At 65.0% G+C, this 20,158-nt stretch carries 17 protein-coding genes and 1 pseudogene; 6 read left to right on the forward strand and 12 right to left on the reverse strand.

Annotated elements, in window-relative coordinates; all coding sequences use genetic code 11:
* Positions 1–10 precede the first annotated feature (10 nt).
* The 3 genes from BCCGELA001_RS02315 to BCCGELA001_RS02325 all read left to right on the forward strand — a co-directional run bounded on the left by BCCGELA001_RS02315 (position 11) and on the right by BCCGELA001_RS02325 (position 3,450).
* The gene (locus BCCGELA001_RS02315) at positions 11–868 is read left to right on the forward strand and encodes an ABC transporter permease (RefSeq protein WP_008565178.1); all 858 of its coding nucleotides are present in this window, start codon (positions 11–13) and stop codon (positions 866–868) included.
* Complete coding sequence (gene araD, locus BCCGELA001_RS02320) at positions 865–2,604, forward strand: L-arabinonate dehydratase (protein WP_060734527.1); 1,740 nt, start codon at positions 865–867, stop codon at positions 2,602–2,604. The genes BCCGELA001_RS02315 and araD overlap by 4 nt, the downstream gene beginning before the upstream one ends.
* A 126-nt stretch (positions 2,605–2,730) precedes the next feature.
* Positions 2,731–3,450, forward strand: coding sequence for a ribonuclease activity regulator RraA (locus BCCGELA001_RS02325; protein WP_060734528.1), 720 nt, complete (start codon positions 2,731–2,733; stop codon positions 3,448–3,450).
* Between the two features lie 25 nt (positions 3,451–3,475).
* Here BCCGELA001_RS02325 and BCCGELA001_RS02330 read toward each other — a convergent pair whose 3' ends face one another.
* The 4 genes from BCCGELA001_RS02330 to BCCGELA001_RS02345 all read right to left on the reverse strand — a co-directional run bounded on the left by BCCGELA001_RS02330 (position 3,476) and on the right by BCCGELA001_RS02345 (position 9,711).
* Positions 3,476–5,581 carry a S9 family peptidase gene (locus BCCGELA001_RS02330; protein WP_060734529.1) on the reverse strand — a complete coding sequence of 702 codons (2,106 nt, stop codon included), beginning with the start codon at positions 5,579–5,581 and terminating at the stop codon, positions 3,476–3,478.
* Between the two features lie 235 nt (positions 5,582–5,816).
* Positions 5,817–7,004 (reverse strand): pyridoxal-phosphate-dependent aminotransferase family protein, encoded by a 1,188-nt coding sequence (locus tag BCCGELA001_RS02335; protein WP_060734530.1) that lies wholly within the window; start codon positions 7,002–7,004, stop codon positions 5,817–5,819.
* Between the two features lie 106 nt (positions 7,005–7,110).
* The gene (locus BCCGELA001_RS02340; RefSeq protein WP_008565183.1) at positions 7,111–7,842 is read right to left on the reverse strand and encodes a thermonuclease family protein; all 732 of its coding nucleotides are present in this window, start codon (positions 7,840–7,842) and stop codon (positions 7,111–7,113) included.
* A 138-nt stretch (positions 7,843–7,980) separates the two neighbouring features.
* Positions 7,981–9,711 (reverse strand): hypothetical protein, encoded by a 1,731-nt coding sequence (locus BCCGELA001_RS02345; RefSeq protein ID WP_060734531.1) that lies wholly within the window; start codon positions 9,709–9,711, stop codon positions 7,981–7,983.
* A 448-nt stretch (positions 9,712–10,159) separates the two neighbouring features.
* Here BCCGELA001_RS02345 and BCCGELA001_RS02350 point away from each other — a divergent pair, with 448 nt between their 5' ends.
* On the forward strand, positions 10,160–11,008 hold the full coding sequence (locus tag BCCGELA001_RS02350; protein ID WP_008565188.1) for a caspase family protein: 849 nt from the start codon (positions 10,160–10,162) through the stop codon (positions 11,006–11,008).
* 210 nt (positions 11,009–11,218) lie between these two features.
* On the opposite strand, the gene BCCGELA001_RS02355 is transcribed toward BCCGELA001_RS02350, so the two are convergent.
* The 3 genes from BCCGELA001_RS02355 to BCCGELA001_RS37800 form a co-directional block, all read right to left on the reverse strand.
* Positions 11,219–12,112 carry an efflux RND transporter periplasmic adaptor subunit gene (locus BCCGELA001_RS02355; protein ID WP_060737448.1) on the reverse strand — a complete coding sequence of 298 codons (894 nt, stop codon included), beginning with the start codon at positions 12,110–12,112 and terminating at the stop codon, positions 11,219–11,221.
* A 428-nt stretch (positions 12,113–12,540) separates the two neighbouring features.
* Positions 12,541–13,656, reverse strand: coding sequence for a lactonase family protein (locus tag BCCGELA001_RS02360; protein WP_060734532.1), 1,116 nt, complete (start codon positions 13,654–13,656; stop codon positions 12,541–12,543).
* A 123-nt stretch (positions 13,657–13,779) separates the two neighbouring features.
* A complete protein-coding gene (locus BCCGELA001_RS37800; protein WP_158511593.1) occupies positions 13,780–13,917 on the reverse strand; it encodes a hypothetical protein in 138 nt (45 codons plus the stop codon).
* Positions 13,918–14,061: 144 nt separating this feature from the next.
* Here BCCGELA001_RS37800 and BCCGELA001_RS37805 point away from each other — a divergent pair, with 144 nt between their 5' ends.
* Together BCCGELA001_RS37805 and BCCGELA001_RS39235 are read left to right on the forward strand one after the other, a co-directional pair.
* Positions 14,062–14,238, forward strand: coding sequence for a hypothetical protein (locus tag BCCGELA001_RS37805; protein WP_008565197.1), 177 nt, complete (start codon positions 14,062–14,064; stop codon positions 14,236–14,238).
* An 83-nt stretch (positions 14,239–14,321) separates the two neighbouring features.
* Positions 14,322–14,444 carry a hypothetical protein gene (locus BCCGELA001_RS39235; protein WP_008565198.1) on the forward strand — a complete coding sequence of 41 codons (123 nt, stop codon included), beginning with the start codon at positions 14,322–14,324 and terminating at the stop codon, positions 14,442–14,444.
* A gap of 102 nt (positions 14,445–14,546) precedes the next feature.
* Here BCCGELA001_RS39235 and BCCGELA001_RS02365 read toward each other — a convergent pair whose 3' ends face one another.
* From BCCGELA001_RS02365 to BCCGELA001_RS02385, 5 genes and pseudogenes are all read right to left on the reverse strand, one after another.
* Positions 14,547–15,503 (reverse strand): MBL fold metallo-hydrolase, encoded by a 957-nt coding sequence (locus tag BCCGELA001_RS02365; RefSeq protein ID WP_060734533.1) that lies wholly within the window; start codon positions 15,501–15,503, stop codon positions 14,547–14,549.
* A gap of 36 nt (positions 15,504–15,539) precedes the next feature.
* On the reverse strand, positions 15,540–17,303 hold the full coding sequence (locus BCCGELA001_RS02370; RefSeq protein ID WP_083543283.1) for a DHA2 family efflux MFS transporter permease subunit: 1,764 nt from the start codon (positions 17,301–17,303) through the stop codon (positions 15,540–15,542).
* Positions 17,300–18,343: pseudogene (locus BCCGELA001_RS02375) on the reverse strand (HlyD family secretion protein). Before BCCGELA001_RS02375 ends, BCCGELA001_RS02370 begins: the two are co-directional and overlap by 4 nt.
* 66 nt (positions 18,344–18,409) lie before the next feature.
* Positions 18,410–19,627 (reverse strand): NAD(P)/FAD-dependent oxidoreductase, encoded by a 1,218-nt coding sequence (locus tag BCCGELA001_RS02380; RefSeq protein WP_060734534.1) that lies wholly within the window; start codon positions 19,625–19,627, stop codon positions 18,410–18,412.
* A 107-nt stretch (positions 19,628–19,734) separates the two neighbouring features.
* Positions 19,735–20,052, reverse strand: a complete 318-nt coding sequence (locus tag BCCGELA001_RS02385) for a hypothetical protein (protein WP_236840813.1) — start codon at positions 20,050–20,052, stop codon at positions 19,735–19,737.
* Positions 20,053–20,158 lie beyond the last annotated feature (106 nt).

A 20,158-nucleotide genomic window follows, 5' to 3' on the forward strand; every position in this document is an offset into this window, starting at 1 on the left:
GGGAGCCACCATGGGTGAAGCGAGAATCCTGCTGCGTGACGCGCCGTCGGCTGTCGCCGAAGGCGAAGTCGAACGCAAGCTGAGCGTTGCCGAGCTGCTGTGGAACGACGGTTTCGTCCGCAAGTCCGTCATCATCCTGTTCCTTGCGGCGGTCTGGGAGGTCTACGGCGTCTTCCTCGACAATCCCCTGCTGTTTCCGACCTTGCACGATACCTTCGCGACGCTGTTCGATCGCGTCAAAGACGGCACGATCCCGATGCGCGCGTGGACGTCGCTGAAAGTGCTGTTCATGGGCTATTCGGCCGGCATCGTCCTGGCCGCGATCTTCACCGTGCTCGCGATCTCCACCCGCATCGGCACCGACTTCCTGGAGACGGTGACGGCGATGTTCAACCCTTTGCCGGCGATCGCGCTGCTGCCGCTTGCCTTGATCTGGTTCGGCCTCGGCAATGGCAGCCTCGTCTTCGTGCTGATCCATTCGGTGCTGTGGCCGGTCGCGCTCAACACCCATTCCGGCTTCAAGAGCGTGTCCAACACGCTGCGCATGGTCGGCCGCAATTACGGCCTGCGCGGGCTGCCCTACGTCGCCAAGATCCTGATCCCAGCAGCCTTCGGCTCGATCCTCACCGGTCTCAAGATCGGCTGGGCCTTCGCCTGGCGCACGCTGATAGCGGCCGAGCTGGTGTTCGGTGTGTCCTCGGGCCAGGGCGGGCTCGGCTGGTTCATCTTCGAGAACCGCAATCTGCTCGACATACCCGCCGTGTTCGCAGGCCTCTTGACCGTGATCATCATCGGGCTCTTTGTCGAGAACCTGATCTTCCGCGCGATCGAGCGGAACACCGTCCAGAAATGGGGCACCCAATCATGACCAATAAGAAGAAAACGCCCGACCAGCTCCGCAGCGCGCGCTGGTTCGCGCCGGACGATCTGCGCTCGTTCGGCCACCGCTCGCGCACCATGCAGATGGGCTACGCGCCGGAAGAGTGGAAGGATCGCCCTGTTATCGCGATCCTCAATACCTGGTCGGATGCGCAGCCCTGCCACATGCACTTCAAGTCGCGGGTCGACGACGTCAAGCGCGGCATCCTGATGGCCGGCGGCCTCCCGATCGAGCTGCCGGCGCTGTCGCTGTCGGAATCCCTGCTCAAGCCCACCACCATGCTCTACCGCAACCTGCTGGCGATGGACGCCGAGGAGCTCCTGCGCAGCCATCCCGTCGATGGCGTGGTGCTGATGGGCGGCTGCGACAAGACCACGCCGGCGCTGCTGCTGGGCGCGACTTCGATGAACATTCCGGCGATCTATCTGCCGGCAGGTCCCATGCTGCGTGGCAATTGGAAAGGCAAGACGCTCGGCTCGGGCTCGGACGGCTGGAAATATTGGGACGAGCGTCGCGCCGGGAAAATTTCCGACAAGGACTGGCTCGACATCGAGGCCGGCATTGCCCGCAGCTACGGCACCTGCATGACCATGGGCACCGCCTCCACCATGACTGCGATCGCGGAGGCGATCGGCATGACGCTGCCCGGCGCTTCCTCTATCCCGGCCGCGGACGCCAACCACATCCGCATGGCCTCCGAATGCGGCCGCCGCATCGTCGAGATGGTGTGGGAGGATTTGACGCCGAAGACGATCCAGACCCGCAAGGCCTTCGAGAATGCCATTGCGGTGGCGATGGCGATGGGTTGCTCCACCAATGCGATCATCCATCTGATCGCGCAGGCCCGCCGCGCCGGCCAGGACATCGGTCTCGACGATTTCGAGATCGCGAGCCGCAAGGTGCCCGTGATCGCCAACGTCCGCCCCAGCGGCGACGCCTATCTGATGGAGGATTTCTTCTATGCCGGCGGCTTGCCGGCGCTGATGGGTGAGATCAAGCAACATCTGCATCTCGACTGCATCACCGTCACCGGCAAGACGCTGGGCGAGAACATCGATGGCGCCGAGGTGCACAACGCCGATGTGATCCGCTCGGTCGACAATCCCATCTACAAGGAAGGCGCGCTCGCCGTGCTCAAGGGCAATCTCGCCCCCGACGGCTGTGTCATCAAGCCCTCCGCCTGCGCGCCCCGCTTCCTCAAGCACACGGGACCGGCGCTGGTGTTCGACGATTATCCCTCGATGAAGAAGGCGGTCGACGATCTCAACCTGGATGTCACCGAGGACCATGTCCTGATCCTGCGCAATGCAGGGCCGCAAGGAGGGCCCGGCATGCCGGAATGGGGCATGCTGCCGATCCCGACCAAACTCGTGAAGCAGGGCGTGCGTGACATGGTGCGCATCTCCGATGCGCGCATGAGCGGCACCAGCTACGGCGCCTGCATTCTGCACGTCTCGCCCGAATCCTATATCGGCGGCCCGCTGGCGCTGGTGCAGAACGGCGACCGCATCACGCTCGACGTCGCTGCCCGCACCATCAATCTCGATGTATCAGAGGCCGAACTGGAAGAACGCCGTGCCGCCTGGAAGCAGCCCGAGCGCCGCTTCGAGCGCGGCTATGGCTGGATGTTCACCAAGCACATCAAGCAGGCCAATGACGGCTGCGACTTCGACTTCCTCGAGACCGATTTCGGCGCGCCGATCGGCGAGCCGTCGATTTATTGATGTCCCCGTCATTCCCGGGCATCGCGAAGCGATGAGCCCGGAATCCATCGTGCAGCAGAACGTGCGGCCTGATGGATTCCGGGTTCGCGCTACGCGCGCCCGGATGACGACCAGAGAGAGCCCACGATGACCAAACTTTCCGAAGCCACCCGCAACAAGCTCAAATCCGTTTCCACCGCCACGGTCGCGACCGCCTTGTTCAAGCGCGGCCTGCGCATCCAGATGATCCAGGACGTGCATCCCGTCGGACCGGACCAGCCGACCATGGTCGGGGAGGCCTTTACGCTGCGCTACATGCCGGCGCGCGAAGACCTCAACACCATCGAGGTCTTCAAGGACCGCTCGCATCCGCAACGCAAGGCGGTCGAGGACTGTCCGCCGGGCGCGGTGCTGGTGATGGATAGCCGCAAGGATGCGCGCGCGGCCTCGGCCGGCGCGATCCTGGTAACGCGGCTGATGAAGCGGGGCGTTGCCGGCGTCGTCACCGACGGCGGCTTTCGCGATTCCGCCGAGATCGCCAAGCTCGGCATTCCCGCCTACCACCACCGCCCCTCGGCGCCGACGAATCTCACGTTGCATCAGGCCATCGAGATCAACGTCCCGATCGGCTGCGGTGATGCGCCGGTGTTTCCCGGCGACGTCATTTTGGGGGATGCCGACGGCGTCATCGTGATCCCCGCGCATCTCGCGGACGAGATCGCCAACGAAACCTTCGAGATGACCGCGTTCGAGGACTTCGTCACCGAGGAAGTCGGCAAGGGCCGCGGCATTTTCGGTCTCTATCCCGCCACCGACCCGCAGACGCTCACCGACTTCGCGGAGTGGCGGAAGAAGAACGGTCGCTAGGTCGAGACGACGGCGGAGGGTGTGGCTACACCCCAGCCTCCGCCATTCCCGCCGCCCACAGCGCGAACGCATAGACGATCGCGACTTCATCCAGCCGGTCGAACCGCCCCGATGCGCCGCCGTGACCGGCGCCCATGTTGGTGCGCAGCAGCACCGGGCCGCCGCCGCGCATGGTGGCGCGCAGGCGCGCGATCCATTTGGCGGGCTCCCAGTAGGTGACCCTGGGATCAGTAAGCCCGCCCATCGCCAGGATCGCCGGATAGTCCTTGGCCGCGACATTGTCGTAAGGCGAGTAGGACAGGATGGTGCGGAAATCCTTCTCGCTTTCGATCGGGTTGCCCCATTCCGGCCATTCGGGCGGCGTCAGCGGCAGCGTGTCGTCGAGCATGGTGTTGAGCACATCGACGAACGGTACTTCGGCGACGATGCCGGCGAACAATTCGCCGGCGCGGTTGGCGACTGCACCCATCAGCATGCCGCCGGCCGAGCCGCCGTGGCCGATGATGCGCTTCGCGCCGGTGTATCTTGCCGCGATCAACGCACGGGCGCTGGCTGAGAAATCGTCGAACGAGTTCGTCTTCTTCTCGCGCTTGCCGTCGAGATACCAACCCCAGCCCTTGTCGGCGCCGCCGCGAATATGGGCGATGGCATAGACGAAGCCGCGATCGACCAGCGACAGGCGGTTGGCGTTGAACGAGGCGGGCATCGCCATTCCGTAGGAGCCGTAGCCGTAGAGCAGGAGCGGCGCCGAGCCGTCGAGCTTCAGCCCGCGGCGATGAAGGATCGACACGGGTACATCGGCGCCGTCCTGCGCCTTCGCCATGATGCGCGTCGTGACATAGTCGGCCGCGTCGTGGCCGGACGGAATTTCCTGGCGCTTGCGCAAGGTGCGCGTGCGCTTGACCATGTCGTAGTCGTAGACTTCCGACGGTGTCGTCATCGAGGAATACGCAAAGCGCAGGGTAGTCGTCTCGAATTCGAAGGAGCCCATCGTATCCAGCGAATAGGCGGCCTCGTCGAAGGCGATGGCGTGCTCTTCCTTCGTCGCGAGATCGCGGATCACGATCGACGGCAGCGCATTGGCGCGCTCCAGCCGCACCAGATGGCCGGCGTAGAGATCGAGGTCGATGATGTAGATGCCCGGACGATACGGGATCAAATCGCGCCAATTCTTGCGCTCGGGTGCGGCAAGCGGCGCCGTGACGATCTTGAAGTCGATGGCGTCGTCGGCATTGGTGAGGATGAAGAGCTCGTCGCCGCGGTCGGCCAGCGAATATTGCACGCCTTCCTCGCGCGCCGCCACAAGGCGCGGCGGCGCCTCGGGGTTGGCGAGATCGATCAGCCGCTGCTCGGAGGTTTCGTGGTCGCCGCCGGCGATCACGCAGAAGCGGCCGCTGGTGCTCTCGTGCAGATGGGTGAACCAGCCGGCATCCTGCTCTTCGTACACGAGCGCATCGTCAGCTTGTTTCGTACCGAGTCTATGCAGCCACACCTGCATGGGGCGATGGTTGTCGTCGAGCTTCACATAGAAGAAGCTCTTGCAGTCCGCGGCCCAGACGATGCCGCCGTCGGTCTCCTCGACGACGTCATCCAAATCTTTGCCGCTTGCCCAGTCGCGCACGCGGAGCGAGAAATATTCGGAGCCCTTGGTGTCGGCGCTCCAGGCCTGCAGCTTGTGATCGTGCGAGTGCCGGCTGCCGCCGAACTTGAAGTATTTGTGGTCCTTGGCGAGTGCGTCGCCATCGAGCACGATCTGGCCCTCGCCGCCGTCGCGCGGCATGCGGCCGAACAGCTCGTGCTGGCCGCCTTTGCGAAACCTGCGGAAATAGGCGAAGGGGCCGTCGGGCGAGGGAACGCTGGAATCGTCCTCCTTGATCCGCCCCCGCATCTCCCGCACCAGCGTCTTCTGCAGATTGGCAGTGTGGCCGAGCAGGCTCTCGGTGTAGACGTTCTCCTCATCGAGATAGTTGCGGATGTCGGGATCGAGCACAGCGGGATCGCGCAGCACCTCCTGCCATTTCTCGTCCTTCAGCCAGGCATAATCGTCGGTCACTGTGATGCCATGCCGCGTGAAGGAATGCGGCCGGCGCGGGGCGACGGGGGGCTGGGAAGGCGTCTTGGCTTGTGTCACTCGCGGTCCTCGTCGTATGCGTATTCGCGCAGCGGTCCTTCTCGCGTTCCCGTAAGAATGGGAAGAGAAGGCACGTCCACCTTATATCGTCCCGATTCCACGAAATGCCGGCGCTGCCGCGCCCCGAACACGTCTTGTGGCCGTGGGTGCCGGATCAAAGCTCCGCGCTGACAACGCTGCGCGTTGCCAGAGCTGCTCCGTGTCCGGGACGACAGCGCCGTTTGTGGCTTGCGCTTTACACCGCCACCTCTTCACCGAGATACGCCACGGCCGCTTCCAGTCCGCCCTTGCCGTGCGGGATCTTCAGCGCGTTGAGCCCGATCTCGATCACGCCGAGCGTGCCGAGCAGCATCGGCGCATTCACATGACCCATATGGGCGATGCGGAAGGCCTGGCCCGAGAGGTCGCCGATGCCGGTGCCGAGCACGACGCCGCACTTTTCCTTGCAATAGCGCTGCAGCACGGCCGGGTCGTGGCCGTTGCTCATGGTGACCGTGGTCACGGTGTTGGAGCGCTCGCTGGCTTCGGCGACGTTGAAGCCGAGCACCTGGCCTTCCGACCATGCGCTGACTGCACGGCGTGCGGCCTCGCCGAGCAGGCTGTGGCGGCGGAAGGCATTCTCCAGCCCCTCCTCGTGTAGGAGGTCGACGGCCTGGCGCAGCGCGAACAACAGATGCACCGGCGCGGTGCCGGCATATTTGCGATAGTGCTCGGTGCCCTCGCGCTCGCTCCAGCTCCAATAGGGCGTCGCCATGTTGGCGGTCTTGTGCACCTCGATCGCACGCGCATTGGCGGCGACGAAGCCGAGGCCGGGCGGCGTCATCAGACCCTTTTGCGAGCCGGACATCGCGACATCGATGCCCCATTTGTCCATCTCGAACGGCATGCAGCCGAGTGAGGCGACGGTGTCGACCATGTACAGCGCGGGATGGCCGCTCGCTTTGATCGCCTTGCCGATCGCCTCGATGTCGTTCTGCACGCCGGAGGCAGTGTCGACCTGGACCACCACGACGGCCTTGATCGTGTGCTCCTTGTCGCGGCGCAGGCGCTCCTCGACCTCGTGCGGCCGCACCGCGCGGCGCCAGTCGCCCTTGAGCACCTCGACCTCGGCGCCCATCAGCGCTGCGGCGTTGCCCCAGCCGATCGCAAAGCGCCCGCTCTCCAGCACCAGTACCTTGTCGCCGCGCGACAGCACGTTGCTGAGCGCCGCTTCCCAGGCGCCGTGCCCGTTGGCGATGTAGATGTAGGACTTGCCCTTGGTCGCAAAAAGCTTCGAGATGTCGCTGAGCAGGCTCTCGGTCAAATCGGTCATCTGCTTGGAGTAGATGTCGATTGCCGGACGGTGCATTGCCCGCAGCACCTCGTCGGGCATCGTGGTGGGCCCGGGGATGGCCAGAAATTCCCGGCCCGCGCGAACGGTCATTGCTGTTGGTCCTTGTTGCTGGTGGACAGGCTGATAGGTTGCTGCGTCCCGTTTTACGCGCCGCGAGCACGCAAGAAAAGCGCACAAAACGCAGGTCTGGAGTGGGCTATCGCTTCGTCTCGCGGCAACCGGCGGCCTCTGCTTCTTCGACCGAGCAGAACCAGCGGGTGCCCTTGCTGATCTTCATCTTGATCTGGGTGTACCAGCGGCTGGTCGGCTGGTGGTAGATGCATTCGCCTGATGTGTTGACGTTGCCCTTGATGGTGCAGTCGGGCGAGGGCGCGACCGGTCCGGAGGCCGAGGCGAGCAGCACGGCATGAGCTCCGTCCGGCGGCTTGGTGGCGCCCAGGATGGTGGTCTTCTTGTTGCGCACGCGCCAGTCCCAGGGAGCGATGAAGGCACCCTGCCACATTCCGGCTTTTGCTTCACGCGCGGCAGCCTCGTCGGGCTCGTAGTCCTTGGAGATGCGGGTGTAGGCCAGTGCCCAGCCGTTGCGCACCAGCCATTTCTGGATGTCCTCGCCGCCGACCTCGCACCGCGCCACGGTGCGGCCGCGCCGGTCGATCGACCTCGTGTGGCAGACCCAGTTCTTGCCTTCGGCATATTTGGCGAGCTCGTCGCGCGCGGCGACGCCGCAGGTCCAGCGCTCGGACTTGGTGTTGAGGCAGAGCTGGTCGACCGCGGGCGCGTCGATGCCGCCGAGCCGGATCCGCGCGTTCCCGATCACCACGGCATCGCCGGCGCGCACCTTTGCCATACCAGCGATGTCGGCGGCCTCGGCCAGTGAGGGCAGCGACAAGCCGAGCAAGGACAGCGCAATCAGGATTTTTCGCAACATGCCGGTCCGCGTGTGAAGAAAATCTCGATAGACGTCGCAATTGTGGTCGGCTTTTGTCCGCCCGGCCAGCTTATGCCTAACGGTTAGGCTTTCAACTTCCCGTCATCTCGGGGGCGCGAATAGGGACACGATCCTTCGCTACTCGCCATTCACCATTCGCCGCCTCGCTATTGCGAGGCCCATCAGAACGAATGCCGACGTCACCTCGGGCCCACCCACCAGGATCCGCGTCGGCGTCTTCATCTTGTTCCATTCATAGGCGCGGAACGGACCGCGACGGCCGCCTTCGCCGAGGCTCGCGACGATCACGTTCAGCGCGGGTGCGAAGGCGCGCGGATCGGCGCCGAGATGGCCGAGCGCGATCAGCGCCAGCGCCGCGTCGAACACGTTCATCTCGGCGGCCATCAGCTCGCCCTTGACGTAGGACAGCACGCGGTGGCGGATGAAATCGAAATCGCCGGCGGGATCGATCGCGGCCTGGGCCGCCAGCGGCAGCGACAGGAACGCGGCATAGCAGCGGCCGAAATAGGCACTGTAGAGCTCCGGCAGATAGTAGATGTGCGAGCGCGGATTGGCGAAGGCGCCGCTGGCCGCCAGGCGCTTCTGGAAGCCGATGATGCGATGCACGGTGGCGAGCCGCGCCGGTGTCTCCAGAACTTTCCAGCGCGCCAGATTGCGGAAGCTGACTTCGAGAATGTCCAGATTGAGCGTCGGATCGAGATCGTTGCCGTAGGGACGCTCGCCCGCGAGATTGTCGATCCAGGTCGCGACGCCACCCTCGTACTCGATGTTGTCGTTGAGCGGCACCGTCACGCGCGGCGCGTTGACGCCGGCCTGCACCTGGTACCCCGCGTAGAAATCCAACAGCGGCTGGTCGATGATCGCATCGGTGCAGCCGGCCTGCGTCGCTGCGGAGATCGAGCAGGCCGTGGTGTCGCAATCGGGCACGTAGATGCCGAAGCCGAGATCCTGCTTGATCTGGGCGAAGAAGCGCGAGAAGCGCGGATGTGGCGCCGGCGCGAGCGCGGTGATGACATTGAACCGCGCGCCACCCAAGCCCTCGACCTCCTCGCGGCTGATATTGACGCAGAAATCCACCATGTCGGCGATCGCGCGCTCCGCCGCGGTCTTGTCGGCGGACGAGGCGAGCCCGGTCTCGACATAACTCAGCAGCGCCTCGATAAAGAACGCGTCGTAATAGGCCGAGCGGTGGCGGATCTGCACCGGCTCCCACATCGGCTCGGCGATCCCTCGCCAGGGCGGATTGACAACGGCGGCCGCCTTCGAGCGGGCGATGAAGACGCGGGCGAGGTTGAACAGCAGCGAGGAGTTCTTGTAGCCGCGGGCGTTCAGCCCCGTGAGCGCCATGATCAGCTCGCGTCCGCGGAAATCAGGATCGCCGATCAGGTTGAAGGCGGCGTAGGTGGGCAGAAAACCGTTTCGGCGGTACGAGCCGAGCAGATGCTGCGCACAGTCGCGGATCACGCGGTCGATCCGCGACTGATCCGGCGCCGCGCCGACGAACATGGCCGGCGGCGGCCTCGGATGGTCGAGCGAGATGCTGTCAACGAGGTCGGCCACGGGCTGGCCGACGGCTGACCAGTCCGGCTCCGCCTCGTCCCGCGCACGGGCGAGCGCCTGGCGCAACGCCATCAGCCTGGCTTCGTCGCGCAGCTCGGGCAGCCCGGCCCGCCGCAGCAGCACCCGCAGCGCGGGGTTGCCGAGGGCGGTCTTGTAGAATTTGGCCAGGTGCGGATCGCCGCCGACAGAGCCCGACAAGACGGGATCGCACACGTCGTAAAGCGAGGGACCGTCCTTCCGCGCCGTCAGCGCCCGGCAGGCGGCGCCGGCGAAATATTGAAAGCTCATGAAATACCTGGTCGCAGGGACTTTGGCGGGTCGTTTCACTGGAGGCTTGGCCAAGGGCCGGCCAGCGCGCTGACAGCCACACGCCACCCCCTGCAAGTCTTTGAAAAAGCTACCCGGATTCGCAGGAAATACAAATGTGATCGCCATCACGGAAAAAGGCGGCATGGAGGCTGCATGATCGGTCTCCGGAAGGCCACGGGGAACGGAAAATGCAGGAAGCTGGCTTGGAGGATTAACTAATACCTTCAGTGACTTAGATCAAATTTTGAGCAATCTATTGCCGGGGCACCTATATCCGGTTAAGGGTTTATTTGGTGCGGCGCCGCAAATTGCGCGCAATTCGGGGGCACTTCCCCGGCCAATCCCTCAAACCTAAAGACGCTATCGCGCTACTCAAACAGTGTGCGCGCGCTTGGCTGGTCTTTGGCACTGACAGGAATGAAGCGAGATGAATGTAAGGCAGCTCGACATTTCCCGACGCACGATCGCCCTTGCCGCGGCCCTCATCGGCACGGTCTCGCTGGTGATCGGCGCCCATGCTGCTCTGAACATGCGCGCGATCGATGCTGCCAAGGCCGTCTCGACCGACCAGATCACCGGCTCGATCGGCCAGACCTCGCGCCTGGCGCTGGTCATCGGCAATGGACATTACCCCGACGCCAACGCGCCGCTGACGCAGTCGATCAACGACGCCCGCGCGCTGTCCTCGTCCCTGCGCAAGAACGGCTTTGACGTCGACATGGTGGAAGATGCGACCAAGGACGACATGGTCCGGGCCGTCAACCGCCTGAAGTCCCGCATCAAGCAGGACACCGTTGTCATGCTGTTCTTCGGCGGCTACGGCGTGCAGGCCGGCCGCGAGAGCTACATGCTGCCGGTCGATGCCGTGATCTGGAAGGAAAGCGACGTCCGCCGCCAGGGCGTCTCCATCGATGGTGTGCTCGACATGATGAAGGAGCAGGGCGCCAAGGCCAAGCTCGTCGTGGTCGACGCCTCCCGCCGCAATCCCTTCGAGCGCCGCTTCCGCTCCTACAGCCACGGCCTCGCGCCGATCAGCGCGCCCGACAATGCGCTGATCCTCTCCTCGGCCTCGCCCGGCAAGGTCGTCGACGACGGCAAGGGCGAGCACAGCGTGCTGGTCAGCGAGTTCCTCAACAACCTCAATGCGCAGGGCAGCGCCGAGAGCGTCTTCAACAAGACCCGCCTCGCCATCTCGCGTGCCAGCGAAGGCGATCAGGTCCCGACCATCTCCTCGTCACTGCTCGAGGATGTTCGTTTCGGCGAAGCCGGCGGCTAGTTTTTCTTAGGTCTTACGACATACTGCGAAGTCTCGTGCCCCGGACGCGGCGCATCATGCAATGATGCGACGCTGAGCCGGGGCCGATTATTTGGGGCGCGCTGCGCCTGCAACGTCATTGCGAGGAGCTCTTGCGACGAAGCAATCCAGAATCCCTCCGCGGAAAGAATCTGGATTGCTTCGCTTCGCTCGCAATGACGATGGTGAATGCTACTTCGCCGCTTCCGCGCTTGCCATCACCGGGCGCACCGGATCGCCCTCGCGCAGCAGCGCGCCCGCGCGCGCCACGACGACGTCGCCCTCGTTGAGGCCGTCGCGAATCTCGATATTGCCGCCCGACATCAATCCGACCTCGACGCGTTTGGTCTCGACGCGATTGCGGCGGATCACCTGCACCACGGTGCCGGCCGAGGAATATTGCACTGATGTCAGCGGCACCGCGACGTTGCAGCTCTGCCCGGTCTTGATCAGCGCGCGCCCGCTCGCGTTGAGCAACAGGCGCTTCTGCGAGGAGATGCCGATATAGACCATGCCCTGCTGGATGTTCTGCTCGACGGTCGGCCCGATGCGGCGAATCTTGCCGTCGATGTCGCCGGAGCCGGCGATGCGCACGGTCGCCTGCTGGTTGACCGCGAGCTTGCGCATGTCGGTGGTCGCGACCAGGCCGACCAGGTCGTATTCGCTGCGCGCCACGATCGTGAACAGGGCCTCGCCCTTGGCCGATGCGAAATTGCCGATCTGTGCGGTCGAGGTGGCGATCACGCCTGCCACCGGCGCGGTGACCTGAAGCGTGCCGCCTTCCGGCAGCGCCAGCCGCGCCAGCACCTGGCCGGCGGTGGTGGTCTGGCCGGCTTCTGCCAGTACCTCCGTCACCTTCAGGCCGGGACGTTCGGGCCGTACCGAGCTTTCCTCGCGTGCGATGATCGAGCCGGTCGCCTCGACGATATCGGAGAAGCAGGATTTCGCGACCTTCAGCACCGTGACCGCCGGCCCCTTGGGAGCATCGTCCTCGGCGGCGCCGGCCGGATATGGGCCGAGGGCGAACATTCCGGCGATGGCTGCGGGAAACAGGCTTCGGGCAACGGCACGGGGTAAATGACGCATCGAAAATTCCACAGGGGTTCAAGCCCTTCAATCGATAGCAGATGGCAACGGGCCGGACCACGGCGCTGTTGCCTTTTGACAGGATGCCGCGCCGGCGCGCGCCGTTGCGGCAAGTCCTTGATTAGTCGCGGGATTGGAGATCAGGTTCGCTGCCTGCCAGGAGAGCGACGGCAGATACTCGCCGGCGGTCAGTTCCGGCGATCGCCGAGTGGCTGGCCCGTGGAACGGTCGAGCAGATGCAGTCCGGTACAGGCCGGACAGGACACGGAAACATGCGTGCGATCGGCCGGCTCGTCGCCCAGCCGATGCTGCACGTTCATGCCGGTCCGGGGGCACTTGAAAACGATCTGACGGTCCATGGCGAACGATATGGCGCCAGGCCGGCCTTTCGAAATTGCGGATCATTACGTAGGCCGGTCGACGCCCCGTCACGGCAGGCTCAGGAATTCGACCCAGTTCGGCTTCTTGCCGGTGGGATAGGATTTCAGCTTGGTGAGCGCGCCGCTGCTCTGATCAATCGCGTAGACCGTCATGCCGTCGGAAAGCTCGCCGACCGCGGCGAGGTAGCGCCCGGAGGGATCGATGTTGAAGCCGCGCGGCTGCTTCTCGGTCGGCACGCTGCCGATCGTGGTCAGCTTGCCGCTGCCTGCATCGATCCTGTAGGCGGCGAGCGTGTTCGTGGTGCGTTCCGAGGCATAGAGGAAGCGCCCGTCCGGGGTGATGTGGATGTCGGCGGCCCAGGGCTTGCCAGCAAAGCCCTCCGGCAGTGCGGTGGTGCGCTGGATCTCGGTCCAGACGCCGCTCCTGGCCTCATAACTGAACGCGGCCACGTCGCCGTTCAGCTCGTGGACGAGATAGACGAACCTGCCGCTCGGGTGGAATACGAAGTGCCGCGGTCCCGATTTCTCCGGCATCTTGATCGCCGGCGGATCGTTCGGCGTGAGCGTGCCCGCAATCGGATCGAACGCGAAGCTCAGCACCTGGTCGGAGCCGAGATTGGTCGCGAACACGAATCGGTTATCAGGCGCAGGCAGGAACGCGTGCGCGTTCAGCCCGGTCGCAACTACCTGCTTCGGTTCGGCTGCGACGCCATTTGCCTGAAGCGGATTCAGCGCGACCTTGTTGCCGCCATAGGACGCGCTGAACAGGAACTTGCCGCTGCGATCGACCGCGATATTGGCCATGCTGTCGGCGAGCGGCCCGTTACCGACATGACTGAGCCGCCCGGTTTTGGGATCGATCGCAAAACTCACCGCGAGATATGGCTGCGAGCGGATGCCGGCGATCAGCACGCGTTTTTCGGGCGTGATCGCGAGCGGCGTCGAGGAGCCGGGCTTTTCCACGCCGGGGAACGCAGCCGTCTGGACCGGTGTCATCTCGCCGCTCTCGGCCATCTTGAACACGCTGATCTCGTTGCTGTCGGCGTTGCCGACATAAGCGAAGGTTTCGGCCATGCCGGCGCGGACTCCAGGAATGAGGGCGAGAAGGGTAAGGGTGGTGGCGATCGCTGTGCGTGATGCGATGCGCAGGGGCGGTCTCGACATGGTCTCCTCCTCGGCGCCAGTGCGGCATTGTCGTTTTGCCGTTGAGGATAGCGGGAGGCGCACCGCCGCACCAAATTCCAGTTGGAATTGATCGATGCCGAAATTGTATCGGTCGCTGGATCGCTACCGCGCCGCTGTCGTCACGCCGCGGGAGGGCAGATGCGGGCCGGGCGGTTGGTTGGGCGGACCGAGCACGGACCATACGGCGACTGCGAGCAGGGCGCAGGTCAGGATGGTCCAGGTGATCAATCGTCTGCGCATCGGGCCCCGTCCGCCGGCCGAAATAGAGATGTCCCTGCCGTCATCGTGCACCGCAAACCGCGGCGATCCTATGACCTCGTTCACAGGCGAAGCTGTCTCACGCGCAACTGCGAAACCAATGCCGCGCCAGTGCATTGAAGCATCATGCCCAGTGAAAACGATCTCGAAGGCAAGCCCGACATGGGCGGCAAGCATGGCGGTCAGAAAGGCCAGCCAAAGCCGCCGCCGCGCCCGCATGAGGGTGAGAACGACGCGGACGTCGTGGCAAAGCGCCACACCGGTCAAACCGATCGCGCCGCGCCGCCGACCAAACAAAAGTAGCACTGTAGTCGCGTCGGGAACGGCAGCGTCGCCTTGCCGTTACCTGAATCCGCGGGCGGTAGAGACGAAACGGAGGCTGGCACGTGTTTTGGATCTATTGGAACACCGCCTGGTCGCTCATCATCAGCGGCATCATGTTCGCCACCATTGTCAGCCATCCCGACGCCGAAATCGCCGAAGTACGCGCCGCAAAACGCCTGATGTAAATTCTTGCGGCGCCGCAAAGCGCGATGAGATCGGGACGATCGTCATCGCGCTTCAGGTCACGATCGGATCACGCTCTCACGTGAGGCGGACCGGTCCAGCGGTCAGTAGTCCCAGAACGCCGGGATCCAACGGAACGAATCGCCGTCCACTGCGACATGTCCAATCGAAGGGAAGGGCATGTGGGTGGCCACCAGCAATTCGCGGCTCGCGGCCAGCTCGCGCAGGAGACGGACGCGAACGCGCGCGGCCTCTTCGGGATCATGCTCGAAGCCGTTGTGCCAGTCGGGGTGATCGAATCCGACGGTGAACACGGCATCGCCGGCGAATGTCAGCCGGTCGCCGCCCGATGCCAGGCGGACGATGCTGTGCCCGGGGGTATGGCCGCCGGTGCGCGTGACCACCACGCCCGGCGCCACCTCATGCTCCTCCTCGAAGGTGCGCAGCTGGTTGTGGTACTCCTTCGCGAACCGCTTGGCAGTCGCCCGCAGCGCGTCCGGAAATCCCGGCGGCATCGAGACGTGGGAGAAATCGGGGTCCTCCCAGAACTTGACCTCGGCAGCTGCGACGTGGATCCGCAAGTCGGGACGCAGCCCATCCTTCACCTCGTCGACGAGCAGCCCGCCAATGTGGTCCATGTGCATGTGCGTCAGCACCACGTCGGTCACCGAGCCGAGATCGATGCCAGCGGCCTCCAGTCGCTTGCTCAGCTGCCCGGCTCGCGGCAGATGCAAGTCCGGATCGGATCCCAGTCCGGCATCGACGAGGATGGTCTGCCCGCCGCTGCGCACCACGACCACGTTCAGCGCCCAATCGAACGCGTCCGGCGGCAGGAACATGTCCTTCAGCCAGGCCGCGCGGACCGCCGGGTCGGCGTTGTGGGCCAGCATCGCGCCCGGCAGCGTCAGCACGCCGTCGCTAATCACCATGACGTCGATCTCGCCGATCTTCAGCGCATAGCGCGACGGGACCAGCTCTTCGGGGCCCGGTCTGCTAGACTGTACGGGTTTGTGCAAGTTCATGTTCGTCTTCTCCTGGGTGTTGCGGATCGCCTGATTCATCTTGGTGCTCCTCTGTTTTGCGCGCTGGTGGGATGTTCAGAGATTGCTGACGTAGCTTGGCTCGGCCGAGTCGAGCGCTCGACCTTCGCGTGATGATCTACCGGATCGGGCTTGCCGCTGCGCCAGAGCGATTGCCGTCGCTGTAGAGCAATTGCTGCCAAGGCATGCGCCTGAGCATGCGACGGGGTCGATGATCCGTAGCGCGTCGATCTGCTGCGACTGCGCAACGCGTGCCTGAGCGTATCGGTGCAGCCCGAGCTTCACGGTGACCAACACGGGCACGGCGAACACGAAGAGCAGGGCAACGGCATTGAACGCGGTGTCGAAGGCGATCACCGTCGACTGGCGGATGAGAGCGCCGTCCAGCAGGCTCGTGGCGGCGCGGCCGGCCAGCGCTTCCATTCCCCTCGCGCTGAGCATCGCGGCCGTCGAGGCCAATCGTTCGCTGATTGCGGGAACGCCGGCGGTCAGATTGGCGCCGAGCACCGTCAAATTGCCGGCGGTGTGGTGCTCGATCAGGGTCTCGAGGCCCGCGACGCCGATGAGGCCGCCGAGTTGCCTGCTGGTATTGAAGAGGCCGATGCCGAAGGCGCGGTTGTGTTCGCCCAGGTTGCCGAAGGCGATCAGGGTGATCGACAGGAACAGAAAGCCGAGTCCGAGGCCGCGCAGGAGGATGGCGGCCATCATGTCATGGGCACCGCTCTCGCTGGTCGAGCCCGACAACATCCACATCGCAACCGTGATCATCAGGATGCCAAAGGGCACCGTGGCGACGGGAGCAACGCGGCGGACCTGCATGAGGAAGGCGGCCGCCAGCAGCGTGACGACGAAGCATGCGCCGCTCGGCAGCAGCAGCAGACCGGCGTCGGTCGGCCTGAACCCCAGGACCGACACCGCAAAAAATGGGATCAGGAACGCGCTGCCGAACAATGCGGCGCCCGCAACGAAGCTGACGACGAACGCGAAGCAGAAATCCTCACACTCGAACAAGGAGAAGTCGAGCAGGCCTTGGCCGCTGGCCAGTACCTGTCGGCCGAGAGACGCCAGCAGCGCGGCCGCTCCGATCACCGTGAGCCAGAGGATGCGGGGCTCCTCGAACCAGTCCCATCGGCTGCCTTGGTTGAGGACGTAGGAGAAACAGAAGAGCGCGACCGAGATCAGCCCGATGCCGATCCAGTCGATCGGGCGGCGCTGACGCATGACGGGCTTCGGGCCGTCGGCGATCAGCAGCAGGCCGGCAGCCGTCAGCGCCAGCGGAACGACGCTGAAGAAGATCCACGTCCAGGACCGGCTGTCGATCAGCCAGCCTTGCAGGGCCGGAGCAATCGTCGCGGGAGCGACGACCGATCCCATCGCAAACAAGGCCTGAAGGATCGGTTGCCGGGACCGCGGATAGGCATCGAAGATCGTTGCCTGACCCGTGACGAGCAGGATGCCGCCAGCGAGACCCTGAATCACGCGGAGCGCGATCAGCAGATCCAGCCGCGCAGTCACGATCGTCAAGCCACATGCGACGCCCATCACCAGGGTCGAGCCGATGATCAGGCGGCGGGGATCGACACGGTGCACCAGCATGGGCGCCGTCATGAATCCGATCAGCTTCAAAGCCATGTAACCGACGTCGAGCCAGGCGAATTCGTCGGGCGTGACATGGACGTCGCCGATGATGTAGCCGCGCCCGAGTGACAGAACCGTGCTTGCGATCGCCTCCGTCAGCGTGGCCAGCACGATCCCTGCGACGAACAGGGCTCCCGCCGCGGACCGTTCGCGGGGAGGCGCGGCGGCGACGATCGCCGTCATGAGCCGCTTCCCTGATCGACGTCGACGCGCGCCGACAGCCCTGGGACCAGGCGGCCGGGCAGCTCATTGTTGATGAAGCGGATCTTCACGGGGACGCGCTGAACGACCCGAACGAAGTTGCCGGTCGCATTGTCCGACGGGAGCATGCTGAAGGCGGATCCGCTGCCCGGCGCAAAGCTGTCCACGATGCCGTCGAGCGCCGTGTGCCTGTAACCGTCGACGACGATGCGTACGCGTTGACCCGGACGGATTTGCTCGATCTGGGTCTCCTTGAAGTTTGCCACGACCCAGACGTCCCTGACCGGAACGATGTCGAGCAGGGCAGTGCCTGGCGCAACCAGACGGCCGACACGGACCTGACGGTTGCCGATGACGCCATCGACCGGCGCGTGGACGACGGTGTTGTCGAGATCGATTTGAGCGAGCTCTCGTGCGGCCTGTGCCTGCGCCAACGCAGCGACGGCGGCTTCGCGCTGGCTGGCGAGGACGGAGATGCGCTGCCGCTGGGCCTCGATCGTTGCCTCCGCTGCGGAGACGGCCGCCTCGGCTTTCGACAATGCGGCGTCGCTCTCATCGACCTGGGCCTGGCTGACGGCGTTGGTGCGGATGAGCTCGCGGCGGCGGTCGGAAGCCTTGCGAGCCAGGTTCTTCTCGGCCGCGCTCGCGAGTCACTGGGCTTCGGCCTGCCGGATCAGGGCATGCTGAAGCTGGATCTCCGCATCGACATTGGTCAGCCGGGCCCGCGCCGCTTCGACATTGGCGGCGGCCTGTGCGAGTCGCGCGCGGTGGTCCCGATCATCGATCCGGAACAGGACGTCACCAGCCCGGACAGCCTGGTTGTCCTGGATCTCCACCGCGGTGACGTAGCCCGCAACCTTTGGCGCGAGCGAGGTCACGTCGCCACGAATATAGGCGTTGTCGGTCGAGGTCTCGCCGGACCGAGCATAGGTGAAACCCGCGGCCACGACCGCGACGGCGGCGAGGCACAGCGACAGGCCGATCGCCTTCTTGTTCAGATGCACCACGATACCCTCCTGCATTCGACGGCATGACGGCAAGCGGGCCGCGCTTCGGCGACGAAGCGCGGCCCGTATCGCGTGCTGGGCCTAGAGGAAGCCGGACACGTCGGTCACACGCTCCGGATCGGCCGAGGCGAGCGCGGCGGCGCGCTCGGCTCTGGGCGGATAGATCCAGACGGTGTTGATCTCCTGCTTGGTCTTCTTGGCGACGTCGCCGACCATCGTCACCTCGCGCTCCCAGCCGCGCGTGAACAGCGCGCCGGCGTCGCCGAGGTCGAGGCAGGTGACGTAGCCCTTCTGGTGATAGGGCCTCGTCGCGAGGCCGAGCAGCTCGGCCGCGGCATTGTTGCCGGCGAAGGCGCCCATCCGCGTGGCGTGCTGGCACGACATCAGCGCGTAATTGCCCTCGTCGTCGCAGGCGGCACGTGCCGCATCGCCGGCGGCGAAGACGCCCTGAACGCCCGACACCTGCAGGCAGCGGTCGACCAGCAGCCGGCCGAACTTGTCACGCTCGGCGGGAATCTGCGCGGTCAGAGGCGCCGCCCGAATGCCCGCCGCCCAGATCACCGTCTCGGTCTCGATGTGTTCGCCGCTGGAGAGCGTGACGCCGGACTCGTCGAGCGAGGCGACACCGGCGCCGACGCGGGTTTCCACGCCAAGTCTGTGAAGGGCGTCCTCGATGACGGGGCGCGGGCCTGCGCCCATGTCTGGCGCGATCGCATCGTTGCGTTCGACGATGATGACGCGGGTATTGGCATTCGCGCCGAGAATGTCGCGAAGCCGTGCCGGCATTTCCGTGGCGGCCTCGATGCCGGTGAAGCCGCCGCCGGCGACGACGACGGTGTTGCGCCCGTTGGTGGCCGGCCGCCTGGCGAGGCCGTGCAGGTGCTTGTCGAGCGTGATCGCGTCCGCGAGGGAATCGACGCTGAAGCCGTGCTCGGCAAGCCCCGGGATGTTCGGGCGAAACAGCCGGCTGCCGGTGGTCACGACGAGGCGATCGTAGGAGAGCGTCTTTTTCGTGCCCTTCACGGTGGCGATCTTCACCATGCAGGACTTGGTGTCGACCGTCTCGGCGCTGCCTTGCACATAGTTGACGTCGATGGCCGCGAGCACGTCGAGCAGCGGCGCCGTCAGGGTTTCGGGCTTCGGCTCATAGAGCCGCGGGCGAACCACGAGCGTCGGCTCGGGGGCAACCAGCGCGATCTCGAGCTGGTCTGGCGTCACGCCCTGAATCTCACGCAGGCGCGCTGCGGACAGCGCGGCGTACATGCCGGCAAAGCCGGCGCCGATGATGACTATTCGCATGAGTTTACTCCTTGATCTCTGCGTTTCGAAAATCCAAGCGGGAGCCGTCGCAGCCCCGCTCAGGGGCAGCGTCCGGCGACGGCACGAAGTGAGGTCGATCGTCGGCCCTAAGGCGCGATACAGCGCGACAGCGGCGAGCTCGATGGCCAGCCTTGACGGAAGACGACCGATTGATTCCGCGAGCCCCAGTCCTGATACGGAAGGCCGGAGCCATTCCGATTCATGATGGAGACCAGCGGGTAGGTCGGGTTCATGGCATGCGCCGGAATCACCACCTCCTCGCCCGTTGCGGACGTGAAGCGGACGGCGAGCGAGAGTCCGTACAACGTTGCGGTCGCAAGGCCTCGGCGGCGCGACGCGATCACCCGCTGGCCGATGAAGTTCTTCCAGCTCGTCTCTTTCCGGGTCATCTCTTTCCAGCTCATCTTCGGTCTCCCTCGATCGGTCTGGGCATGATGATGGTCTAGTCGATCGGATCTGCCGCTGCGCCAGAGCGATTGCCGTGATTCCAGCGCGATTGCTGTCACCGCC

The sequence above is a fragment of the Bradyrhizobium sp. CCGE-LA001 genome, from assembly GCF_000296215.2.
Taxonomy (GTDB): Bacteria; Pseudomonadota; Alphaproteobacteria; order Rhizobiales; family Xanthobacteraceae; genus Bradyrhizobium.